This is a genomic window from Endozoicomonas sp. ALB032 (assembly GCF_049310125.1).
GTDB lineage: Bacteria > Pseudomonadota > Gammaproteobacteria > Pseudomonadales > Endozoicomonadaceae > Endozoicomonas_A.
Map to the genome: position 1 here is coordinate 1,948,642 of NZ_JBLYNW010000001.1, position 12,393 is coordinate 1,961,034.

Consider the following 12,393-nt stretch of genomic DNA (forward strand, 5'->3'; position numbering starts at 1 on the left):
ACTTGGCATTGTTTCATTGGGGTTGCGTAGTTTAACTCGAAATTTTTTTCAACTCTAACCCGGTAATTTCATATTGCTTATCGCCTTTACAGGCTCATCCTGATTTTACTTAACAGCTTGCTGACCGGAGCAGCCAGCCCCAGCTCGGACGGCTGATCAGGTTGAAACCAGTGCCATCGATCGCCATCCGCTACTGCAGAGGCTTTGGCAGTAAAAGATTTGATGGGGGTGATATCCAGGTGATAATGGCTGAATGTGTGTCGAAATGACGGCCACTCTTCAAAATCTTGCAGACTCAATCCGGTCATGTTTTGAGCAGCTTCAGACAGCACCTCCTCGATCTGGATTTCCGGAAACCCCCAAAGTCCTCCCCAAATACCCGTAGGAGGTCTTTTTTCCAACAGAACCTCTCCAAACTCGTTAATTACCATTAACATTCTTACCGATCGTTCCGGCTTGTCTTTTTTAGGTTTGGGCTCTGGGTAGCGGGTTTCTTCCCCGGCTTTATGGGCCAGACAATTTTGCTCTAACGGGCAAATCAGACAGGAAGGTTTGGTTCGGGTACAAATCATAGCGCCCAGATCCATCATCGCCTGAGTGTAATCAGCATTGCGATGATGTGGAGTATACTCTTCAGCAATACTCCAGAGTTGTTTTGCGACAGCGGACTGTCCGGACCAGCCAGGAATGGCCTGATAACGGGCCAGAACCCTTTTGACATTGCCGTCCAAAATCGGAGCACGAATACCCATACTGATAGATGCTATCGCTCCGGCAGTGGATAAACCAATCCCTGGTAACTGAGTTAATTCAGCAACAGAACGTGGAAACTCACCGGCAAAAGTGTCCATGACCATTTTGGCCGCCTTATGCAGGTTTCTGGCTCTGCTGTAATACCCCAGCCCACTCCACAAATGGAGTACATCATCGATCTCCGCTGAAGCCAGGTCTGCAACCTTGGGAAATCGCGCCATAAAGTTTTCAAAGTACGGAATAACGCTAGCGACCTGGGTTTGTTGCAGCATGACTTCGCTGATCCAGACCCGGTAGGGGTTGATGTTTTTCTGCCATGGCAGGTTCTTGCGGCCATGACCATCAAACCATTGGAGTATTTGCAGGCTGAAGGCTTCATTATTGCTATCTGGCGACATATCAGGGAGTCTGGGTTTGAAAATTGAGTCGTGCATTCTACTATGAAAAGTGCAATGAAATGCCGCTCAATCTGATTTCAAAGAGTTTTTGTATCTGCTTGCACTGCGAAGAGGGAAACATGATCTTCTGCACTTTAACCTAATCATTTTTCTGGCGCAGGCTGTTTTTATCGGAAGTATATGGCCTTCTTAAGTATAAGACTTACTGATCTTAATTATTTAAAAGTTTGAATTTTCTTATTCACCAAACAGGTTATTTTATTCACATGCCTTTTAAAAGCTGCTCAAACAGCCATGTGCGATGACAGACACTCTCGGTAATAAGCAAGATGAATAAGACTGCAAATCCAGGCCGCACGGCTGGTCTGGTAACAAGACTAAGCCGTGTACCCACTCCTCTTGGAGGCTTGGCTCTAGGCATTGCCAGCCTTGGTGCTGCCTGGTCTCTGGTCATGCCCGACCAGTCCCAGGGGCTGAAGCTGACCGCTGCGGTTATCGCCGCTATTCTGGTCTTCAAGGTGATGCTGAAGTTTATTTTGCACCCGCATTTGATTCGTGAAGATCTTTCACATCCCGTCATCAGCAGTGTTATGCCAACCTGCGCCATGGCGACTATGGTGATCGCCTCTGCACTCATGCCCGTTTCCGAATTTGCGGCACGCTTGCTTTGGGTGGCAGCCGTGCTGACACATCTGATATTACTGGCAGGTTTTGTGACTCACAGGATTCGGGACTTTGATATTGAGCATATGGTGCCCAGTTGGTTTGTACCACCCGTTGGTATCATAGTGGCTGCGGTCACCAGTACGGGTATGGGTTTTGAGTCGCTGGTCAGGCTGCTGTTTATCTTTGGAATGTTCTGCTATTTCGTAAAGCTGCCCATCATGTTCTATCGCCTGATCTTCAAGAACGCTATTCCTGATGCGGCGCTGCCTACTTTTGCCATTATGGGGGCACCTGCCAGTCTGTCTCTGGCGGGATACCTGACCATCACTGATAACCCCAGCCTGATTATGATCAGTATTCTGACGCCACTGGCTATTTTTATGACGGCAATGGTGTATATGGCTTTTATCAAGCTGCTGAGATTGCCATTTTCACCGGGCTATGCAGCCTTCACCTTCCCAATGGTGATTGGTGCCACAGCGCTGCTTAAGCTGGAAGGCAGGGTAAATGGTGTCTTTGCTGATCTCTTTTTTCAGCTGGGGCTCATGGAACTCTGGGTGGCTACTGCCATTGTGGCTTATGTTGTTATTCGCTATACCCTGTTTTACCTGAAGCCCAGGCCGCAAATGGCACAACCTGAACAGTAAATGACTGGCTTGATTCTTGTGTTCTGCCAGTCTTTTTTCAGGAGTATGATCCTCTCTCAACGGTCAAATTCTGGAGTGTATTCAGGTTTGGCTGTTAATCCCCGTAGACCGTTATCAAGCACGAAATCTGTCATTACTGGCATGGTTGTGGAATTTTTTTGGAAATTAATAGTCCAAAACATATGTAGCTGAGAAAATTAAATACGGTCAATGGAGTGACCTATGAATATAAACACTACCAGAACAAATACTCACGTACTTTACGAAAGCAGTCTTGCTAAAGAAAATGTTGATGAGAGTTTTGATTCAGAGCAGAGAGAAGTCAAGAGCTTTTCAAAAAAACGATGGGTTCAAGATAAATTCTCTGCATTGACAAAGCGGATACGAGGGCTTGCTTGTATTCTGCCAGATAGTAGTCATCGAAAGGCTAGTCAGACTATTCCCGAGAGGAAAGTTTCCCATTGGGTTACTACTGATGCTTTTGAAGTCCCGGATGAAGCAAGAAGCAGAGTGAGCGAGACGTTTACCGCAGTGGAAGTGGCTGAGCGTTTTCGAAATACCATTGAAAACCTTTTACATAGGCTGCGATACGACGAAATCGCAATGGAATATCATGAAGATGATCAAAGAGAAGAAATAACAGGAATTTTTATCGACTTTATTTTATGCCAGGAAGGTTTGGTCCATGATCGGTGTTTTACCGTTGAAAACAGTCCCGATAAATATGTGGCGGGTAAAACTACGAGCCAGGAGCGGATTAAAGAGATAGAGTCTTACTTGGATGTTATTTTTACCGAACAGGCAGCAGAGGCATCGAAATTTAATAAGCCCAGGTTACGTTATAGTCTGGGTGACATGCTGGTCGATTATCTTAACAAAAAAGAGAACGTACCGGATGATGTTACCCCAAAGATTAAGGTTACATATGATTTTCATATTTATGAGATTACTTACAAGAAATTGCTGAAAGAGATATATCCATTTTTTCAAACCCTTCTTGCAGGAAGAGGCTTTTTTTCCGAGTTAGTTTTGGTGTTTAATTGTGCCGCAAAATACAGACGGGAATTGATTGATAGTGCTTGTGTACCGTGTAAAACCGGCAATATGTTAACCATTGGTCTGCGGCTTAGCGAAAGTGATGTGAGAGAGTATTTTAATCGAAGTGTTATGGATGTTATTTTTTCAGGGCGCTGTGATGGTATTGTTAATGCCATGTTTGAAGGCTGTTCTCAAACTGACAATGAAGTGGAACCGGTAAACAGACCAAACCTTAAATTTGGTGAAGAACTTGAATATGATGTAAAAAATAAATTTTCTCGTACGCGGGGTCGGCTTTGTAATGGTTTTTCATTTCTACTCAAAGAAAAAGGGATGGTTTTACAAGCTTCCAATGACAAACGTGGCCCACACTTTGGCTTTGATAATAGCTTTACCGTAGTCTCTTTTTATGACTCAGAGGATTGGTTTGAAATAAACTGCACGCCTTATCATACAGATGATCAACGCGCAAAACTATCATTTCAGAAGGTCATTGAAGCTACTGACTCAATGCGCAAGGAAGGATTGATTGATTATAGCTCCGGACATAAACACGTTGATGCTATGAGTGCCACTCAGGGTGATACCAGCGTGCTTCTGGCGATGGAGTCTGAGATCCAACGAAATCCTTTTTTGCTGAGAGCGTTTGGAAATAATGATCGTATCCTGCAGGACGATGAGGCCAGATGGTATAAAACATTTGCTGATTATAATCCAGACACAAAACCTTTTGCCTTAAAGCGGTTAAATAGAATCATTGACCGATATAATAAAAAAATAGAAGAAAATTATACTGAAAGGCCAAGCCATAAAGTGAGCACTGATTCGGAAAACAAAGAAAGACTTGAAGAATTTGCGCATTTTTATAGCCAAGTTGTTCATATGACGACTATACAGAAGGGAATTGGTTTCATTGGTGGCGATATAATGGGAAAGTTTATGGCTATGTCTTTGTTGCATATTACCGGAGCAAGCGGAGTCAACAAGTTATCTACGCTGGAATTTCGTTTTTTCCGTTGCCCGAAATCAGTACAGGAAATTGAGTTGATTAACCAATTCTTACAAACCTGGTTTCAATACATTCATCAGTGCAGGAAAGATAAAATTCCTTTGCAGCCTGTCCCTGAAGATATTCAATCCTCTAAAGACTATACGGCAGCTGAAGTTCAGCTAAAAACCATTGATTACCTCAGTAAACTAGGACTGAATCCGGAGCATTATCGCTGTTTTTGGGGCGAAGTAAGAGATATTCCGTCAGCGACCGACTGAATGTAAAACTCAGGTTATGAACTATAGTCTCAGTTTTTAATGCTGGCGCTGGTGTGATTGGCCCCCAACCTCCTGATTTACTTCACTTCTTCTGAATCATTCCATCCCGATCATCAGCCTCATGCAGCAGGCCAGCACTGAGTAATATGAATCATCGTTCCAGCTTGTCTTTTTTAGGTTTTGGCTCTGGGTAGCGGGTTTCTTCCCCGGCTTTATGGGCCAGACAATTCTGCTCTAACGGGCAAATCAGACAGGAAGATTTGGTTCGGGTACAAATCATTGCGCCCAGATCCATCATCGCCTGAGTGTAATCAGCATTTAACCTGAACAGAAAATGACTGGTTTTGATCCTTGTATTCTGCCAGTCTTTTTTCAGGAGTATGATCCTCTTTCAACGGCCAGTTCCGGAGTGTATTCAGGTTTGGCTGTTAATCCCCGAAGACCGTTATCAAACACGAAATCTGTCATTATTGGCAGGGTTGTGGAATTTTTTTGGAAACTAATAGTCTAAAACGCATAGCTAAGAAAATTAAATACGGTCAATGGAGTGATCAATGAATATAAATTCTAACAGAACAGATGCATATGGACTTTATGCAAGCAGTTTTGCTAAAAAAAATGTTGATGAGAGTTATGATTCAGAGCAGAGAGAAGTCAAGAGCTTTTCAAGAAAGCGATGGGTTCAAGATAAATCTTCTGCATTGATAAAGCAGATGCGCGTACTTGCTTGTAATCAGCCACATTTTTGTGATCGAGAGACTAGTCGGACTTCTTCCGATAGAAAAGTTTCCCATTGGGTTACTACTGATGGTTTTAAGGCCTTAGACGAAGCAAGAAGCAGAGTGAGCAAGACGTTCACCGCAGAGGAAGTGGCTGAACGTTTTCGCAATACCATTGAAAACCTCATACATAAGCTGCGATACGAGAAAATCGCAACGGGATATCATGAAATTGATCAAAGAGAAGAAATAACAGCAATTTTTATTGACTTTATTTTATGCCAGGAAGGCCTGGTTCATGATCGCTGTTTTACCATTGAAAGCAGTCCCGATAAATACTTGGCAGGTAAAACCATAAGCCAAGGGAGGGCTGAAGAAATACAGTCTTTCCTGGATGCTATTTTTACCGAACGGGCAGCAGAGGAATCAGAATTTTATGAACTTCGAATGTATTATAGTTTTGGGGATATGGTGGTTGATTATCTTAACAAAAAAGAAAGCGCATCGGATGATGTTATCCCAAAGACTGACTGTAAAAATGACTTTTGCCTCATTGAATTTACTTACGGGAAATTGCTGAAAGCTATATTTCCATTTTTTCAAACCCTTCTTGCTGGAAATGGCTTTTTTTCTGAGCTGGTTGTGATCTTTGATTTTGTCAAAAAATTCAGACAGGAAATCATTGATAGTGCATGTAAACCGTGTCAAACCAATAATGTTATAACCATTGCTCTACGCCTCAATGGTAATGATATAAGAGAGCATTTTAATCAAGATGTTATGGATGTTATTTTTTCCAGGCGCTGTGATGGTATAGTCAATGCCATGTTTGATAACTGCGCTTTTGGGACTGACAATGAAGTGAGACCGGCAAGCAGATTAAATCTTAAATTCGGTGAAGAGCTTGAATATGATATAAAAAATCAACCTTCTGGCTCAAAGTATCGGCCTGTTGCTACTTTTACATGTCGACTCCAAAAAAAAGGTATGATTTATCACGATGCTAATGCTTGCGGACCTGATGCATCTTATGGTTATGGTTTTGATAATAGCTTTGCCGTATACCCTTTTTACGACTCAATGAGATGGTTTGAAATAAACTGCACGCCTTACCATTCTGATGATCAACTCGCAGAATTATCTTTTGAGAAGGTGATTGAAGTGACTGATTCAATGCTCATCGACGGGTTGATTGATTATAGTTCCGGGCATAAACACGTCGATGCCTTGAGTGCTACCCAGGGTGATACCGGTGTACTTCTGGCCATGGAGTCTGAGGTCCAGCGAAACCCTTTTTTGCTGAGGGCATTTGGAAATAATGATCGTATCCTGCAGAACGATGAAGCTAAATGGTATAAAACATTTTCTGATTACGATCCAGACATAAAACCATTTGCCTTAAAGCGGTTAAATAAGATGATTGACCGATACAATAAAAAAATAGAAGAAAACGATACTCAAAAGGCAAGCCATAAGGAGAGCACTGATTCGGAAAAAAAAGAGAGGCTTGAGCAATTTGCAACTTTTTATAGCCAGTTTGTTCATATGACGACTATACAAGAGGGGTTAGGTTATATTGATGCCGATGTCAGCGGAAAGTTTATGGCTATGTCTTTACTGCACATTACCGGAGCAAGAGGAGTCAAAAAATTATCAACGCTGGAATTTCGTTTTTTCCGTTGTCCGAAAACGGTACAGGAAATCAAGTCGATTAACCAATTTTTGCAAGTCTGGTTTCAATACCTTCATCAGTGCAGAAAGGATAAGACCCCTTTGCAGCCTGTTCCTGAAAATATCCGATCCTGCATAGATTATACGGCAGAGGAAGTTCAAGCTAAAACCATTGATTACCTCACTAAATTAGGGCTGAATCCGGAGCATTATCGCTGTTTTTGGGGCGAAGTAAGAGATATTCCGCCAGCGACCGACTGAATGTAAAACCCAGGTTATGAACTATAGTCTCAGTTTTTAATGCTGGCGCTGGTGTGATTGGCCCCCAACCTCCTGATTTACTTCACTTCTTCTGAATCATTCCATCCCGATCATCAGCCTCATGCAGCAGGCCAGCACTGAGTAATATGAATCATCGTTCAGGAATTTTTTTACAAATTAGTAGTCTAAAGCACTAGAGCTTTAAAGAATTAAATGTGTTCATTAGAGATATTTATGAATATAAATACAACGAAAACAGATAGTTACGGATTTCATAAAAGCGGCCTTGCTGAAAAGACTGATGAAAGTTTTGATTCGGAACAGACAGTTTTCAAAAGTTTTTCAATAAAGCTACAGGTTAGGGATACATCCTCCGCACCGGTAGAGAAGATACGAGGGATCGGTACTATTGTACCAGGTTCGAGCCATCAGATTGCCAATCAGACTATTCCCGAGCGAAAAGTTTCCCATTGGGTTACTTCTGATGATTGTGAGGCCACAAATGCAGTCGGAGTCAGCGAGACGTTTACGCCTGAGGAAGTGGCTGGGCATTTCCGAGCTACCATTGAAAACCTCAGGCATTCACCGATAAACGAAAAAATCGCAAGGGAAAGCTATGAATATGATCAAACAAAGGAATTAACAGAGATTTTTATCGATTTTATTTTATGTCAGGAAGGTCTGGTCCATGATCGGTGTTTTACTGTTGAACGCAGCCCTGATAAATACGTGGCGGGTAAAACCATGAGTCAGGGGCGGGTAGCAGAGATAGAGTCTTACCTGAATGCTATTTTTAGCGAATGGGAAGCAGAGGGATCGAAAACTTATTGGCCTAGAGTAGATTATGGTTTGGAGAACATGCTGGTTGATTATCTTAAAAAAAAGGAAAACGTACAGGATGATGTTGCTCCAAAGATTGTGTCCTCTGGTAATTTTTGGCATAAAATCAGGTTCGAGAAATTACTGAAGGAGATATATCCATTTTTTCAAACCCTTCTTGATGGCAGAGGCTTTTTTTCTGAGTTCGGTGTTGTCTTTAATTTTTTCGTAAAATTCAAGCAAGAACTGGTTGATAGTGCGCGTGAACCTTGTAGAACCAACAAATTAAACATTGGTCTGCGCGAGAACAGAAGTCATATGAGAGAGTATTTTAATCGACATGTTCTGGATGTTATTTTTTCCAGACGCTGTGATGACATTGTTAATGCCATGTTTGGTGACTCCTCTTTTGAGACTGACACTGAAGCGAAGCCGTCAAAAAGATCAAACCTTAAATTAGGTGAAGAGCTTGAATATGATGTTAAAAATGATTTTTCCCGTACACGGGGTCGGCTTTGTAATATTTTCTCATCTCTACTAAAAGAAAAAGGGATGAGTAATCAGGCTATCACCGACCAACGTGGTGTGCACTATGGTTTTGATGATTGCTTTACCGTAGTCTCTTTTTATGACTCGACGGCGTGGTTTGAAATAAATTGTACACCTTACCATCCTGATGATGAACGCGCGAAATTATCTTTTGAGAAGGTGATTGAAGTTATTGATACAATGCGTAACAAAGGATTGATTGATTATAGCTCCGGGCATAAACACGTCGATGCCTTGAGTGCTACTCAGGGTGATGCCGGTGTGCTTCTGGCGATGGAGTCTGAGATCCAGCGAAATCCTTTTTTGCTGAGGGCGTTTGGAAATAATGATCGTATACTGCAAAAGAATGAAGCCAGATGGTACAAAACATTTGCTGATTACAATCCGGACACAAAACCATTTGCCGTAAAGCGGTTAAATAGGATCATTGACCTATACAATAAAAAAATAGAAGAAAATCATACTGGAAAGCCAAGCCATAAAGGGCGTACTGATTGGGAAAAAAAAGAGAGACTTGAGCAATTTGCCCATTTCTATAGCCAGTTTGTTCATATGACGACCATACAGAAGGGGCTTGGTTATATTGATGTTGATATCATGGAAAAGTATATGGCTATGTCTTTGTTGCATATCACCGGCGCAAACAAAGTCAACAAATTATCAACGGTGGAATTTCGTTTTTTCCGTTGTCCGAAAACGGTACAGGAAATTGAATTGATTAACCAATTTTTACAAGCCTGGTTTAAATACATTCATCAGTGCAGAAAGGATAAAATTCCTTTGCAGCCTGTCCCTGAGGATATTAAATCCTGCAAAGACTATACGGCAGCTGAAGTTCAGCTTAAAACCATTGAATACCTCAGTAAATTAGGGCTGAATCCGGAGGAGTATCGCTGCTTTTGGGGTGAAGTAAGGGATAATCCTTCAGCGCCTGATTGAATGCAAAGCTCAGGTTATGAACTTTAAAGTCAATTATAACGCTGGCGTGGGGGTCATTGGCTCCCAACCCCTTCATTTATTTCACCTCTGCTGAATCATTCCATCTCGATCAACAGCCTCACGTAGCGGGTCAGCGAGTAATATTGATCATCGTTCCGGAATTTTTTCAGTAATTAATAGTCTAATGCACTCAAGCTTTAAAGGATTAAATGTGTTCAATAGAAGAATTTATGAATATAGACACTACCAAAGCAGATGCTTACGGATTTCATAAAAGAAGCCCTGCTGAAAAGACTGATGAAAGTTTTGATTCTGAACAAAAAGTATTCAAAAGTTTTTCAAGAAAGCTAAAGGTTGAGGATACATCCTCCGCACCGGTTGATAAGATACGAAGGCTCGGCTCTACTGCGCCAGGCTGCAGCCATCCGATTGCCAAACAGGCTATTCCCGAGCGAAAAGTTTCTCACTGGGTTACTTCTGATGATTGTAAAGCCATAAATGTAGCCGGAGTCAACGGGACGTTTACCGCAGAGGAAGTGGCTGAGCGTTTCCGGACTAGCATTGAAAACCTTATACATTCAGTGATATACAAAAAAATCACAAGTGAAGGCTATGCATTCTTTCAAGTAGACGAATTAACAGAGATTTTTATCGACTTTATTTTATTTCAGGAAGGTCTGGTCCATGATCGGCGTTTTAATGATGAAAGCAGCCCAGATAAATACCTGATGGGTAAAACCATGAGCCAGGATCGGGCTGAAGAGATAGAGTCTTACCTGAATGCTATTTTTACCGAATGGGCAACAGAGGAATCAAAAGCTTATTGCCCTAGAACGCTTTATAGTCTGGAGGACATGCTGGTTGATTATCTTAAAAAAAAGGAAAACGAACTGGATGATGTTAACCCAAAGATTGTGTCTTTTGATAACTCTTGGCATAAAATCAGGTTCGAGAAATTGCTTAAGCAGATATACCCATTTTTTCAAAATCTTCTTAATGGAACAGGCTTTTTTTCTGAGTTCTGTATTGTCTTTCAATTTTTCGTGAAATTCAGGCAGGAACTGGTTGAAAGTGCGCGTGAACCTTGCAGAACTAGCAAGTTAACCATTGGTCTGCGTGAGAACAGAAGTCATATGAGAGAGTATTTTAATCGACATGTTATGGATGTTATTTTTTCCAGGCGCTGTGATGCTATTGTCAATGCAATGTTTGATGACTCCTGTTTTGGGGGTGACAATGAAGCGAAGCCGTCAAACAGATTAAACCTTAAATTGGGTGAAGAGCTTGAATATGATGTTAAAAATGAAGATTCCGATACAGAGGGTCGGCTTTGTCATATTTTTTCATCTCTACTAAAAGAAACAGGGATGAGTAGTCGCACTATCACTGACAGACGTGGTGTACGCCATGGTTTTGATGATCGCTTTACCGTAGTCTCTTTTTATGACACGTCGGCGTGGTTTGAAATAAATTGCACGCCTTACCATCCTGATGATGAACGCGCGAAATTATCTTTTGAGAAGGTGATTGAAGTGATTGATACAATGCGTAACTCAGGATTGATTGACTATAGCTCCGGGCATAAACACGTCGATGCCTTGAGTGCTACTCAGGGTGATACTGGTGTACTTCTGGCGATGGAGTCTGAGGTCCAGCGAAATCCTTTTTTGCTGAGGGCGTTTGGAAATAATGATCGTATCCTGCAGAGAAATGAAGCGAAATGGTACAAAACATTTGCTGATTACAATCCAGACATGAAACCATTTGCCGTAGAGCGGTTAAACAGGATCATTGAACGATACAATAAAAAAATAGAAGAAAATTATATTGAAAAGCCAAACCATAAAGGGGGCACTCATTCGGAAAAAAAAGAGAGGCTTGAGGAATTTGCACGTTTTTATAGCCAGCTTGTTCATATGACGACTATTGATCCCGAAATAATGGGAAAGTACACGGCTATGTCTTTGTTGCATATTACCGGAGCACGCGGAGTCAACAGGTTATCAACGCTGGAGTTTCGTTTTTTCCGTTGTCCGAAAACGGTACAGGAAATTGAGTTGATTAACCAATTTTTACATGCCTGGTTTGGCTACATTCATCAATGCAGGGAGGATAAAATCCCTTTGCAGCCTGTCCCTGAAGATATTAAATCCTGCAAAGACTATACGGCAGAGGAAGTTCAGCTTAAAACCATTGAATACCTCAGTAAATTAGGGCTGAATCCGGAGGAGTATCGCTGCTTTTGGGGTGAAGTAAGGGATATTCCGTCAGCGACCGATTGAATGTAAAACTCAGGTTATGAGCTTTAAAGTCAGTTTTAACGCTGGCGTGGGGGTTATTGGCTCCCAACCCCTTCATTTATTCCATCTCTGCTGAATCATTCCATCTCGATCAACAGCCTTACGTAGTGGGTCAGCGATTCAATTGATAGTGGTGATGCGTTTTATAAGATCAGCAATTTGTTAACAACAACTTTGCGTAATAACAGGCGACACCGTAGCGAGGACGGCAGTTAGTTGAGGATGAAAATTTGGTTTCGTGAGGAGAATAGAGAACTATTTGACGAACAAAAGCAGATTTTCAGACCAATTTGCTGCCGCCACCGACTGCATGGATGCTGGAGCTAGGGCAACGCAGGAGCAGTTGCCACGCAGGGCAGTCTAT

Annotated in this window: 6 protein-coding genes; 5 read left to right on the forward strand and 1 reads right to left on the reverse strand. The window is 41.9% G+C overall.

All coding sequences use genetic code 11. The features are described 5' to 3' along the window. Positions 1-86 precede the first annotated feature (86 nt). Positions 87-1,187, reverse strand: coding sequence for an A/G-specific adenine glycosylase (gene mutY / locus ACO6VG_RS06800; protein WP_422473240.1), 1,101 nt, complete (start codon positions 1,185-1,187; stop codon positions 87-89). A 293-nt stretch (positions 1,188-1,480) separates the two neighbouring features. On the opposite strand from mutY, the gene ACO6VG_RS06805 reads away from it, so the two are divergent. The 5 genes from ACO6VG_RS06805 to ACO6VG_RS06825 all read left to right on the forward strand — a co-directional run bounded on the left by ACO6VG_RS06805 (position 1,481) and on the right by ACO6VG_RS06825 (position 12,011). After that, positions 1,481-2,464: a TDT family transporter gene (locus ACO6VG_RS06805; RefSeq protein ID WP_422136226.1), complete on the forward strand. Its 984-nt coding sequence runs from the start codon at positions 1,481-1,483 to the stop codon at positions 2,462-2,464. 222 nt (positions 2,465-2,686) lie between these two features. Next, on the forward strand, positions 2,687-4,771 hold the full coding sequence (locus tag ACO6VG_RS06810; RefSeq protein WP_422473242.1) for a hypothetical protein: 2,085 nt from the start codon (positions 2,687-2,689) through the stop codon (positions 4,769-4,771). Positions 4,772-5,325: 554 nt separating this feature from the next. Next, positions 5,326-7,422 (forward strand): hypothetical protein, encoded by a 2,097-nt coding sequence (locus tag ACO6VG_RS06815; RefSeq protein ID WP_422473244.1) that lies wholly within the window; start codon positions 5,326-5,328, stop codon positions 7,420-7,422. 234 nt (positions 7,423-7,656) lie between these two features. Beyond that, the gene (locus ACO6VG_RS06820) at positions 7,657-9,729 is read left to right on the forward strand and encodes a hypothetical protein (protein ID WP_422473246.1); all 2,073 of its coding nucleotides are present in this window, start codon (positions 7,657-7,659) and stop codon (positions 9,727-9,729) included. A 536-nt stretch (positions 9,730-10,265) separates the two neighbouring features. After that, a complete protein-coding gene (locus ACO6VG_RS06825) occupies positions 10,266-12,011 on the forward strand; it encodes a hypothetical protein (RefSeq protein WP_422473248.1) in 1,746 nt (581 codons plus the stop codon). The last annotated feature ends 382 nt before the right edge of the window (positions 12,012-12,393 follow it).

Coding starts and splice junctions, on each gene's coding strand:
- ACO6VG_RS06820 (WP_422473246.1), top strand. CDS start 7,657: ATGAATATAAATACAACGAAAACAGATAGTTACGGATTTCATAAAAGC.
- ACO6VG_RS06805 (WP_422136226.1), top strand. CDS start 1,481: ATGAATAAGACTGCAAATCCAGGCCGCACGGCTGGTCTGGTAACAAGA.
- ACO6VG_RS06810 (WP_422473242.1), top strand. CDS start 2,687: ATGAATATAAACACTACCAGAACAAATACTCACGTACTTTACGAAAGC.
- ACO6VG_RS06815 (WP_422473244.1), top strand. CDS start 5,326: ATGAATATAAATTCTAACAGAACAGATGCATATGGACTTTATGCAAGC.
- mutY (WP_422473240.1), bottom strand. CDS start 1,187: ATGCACGACTCAATTTTCAAACCCAGACTCCCTGATATGTCGCCAGAT.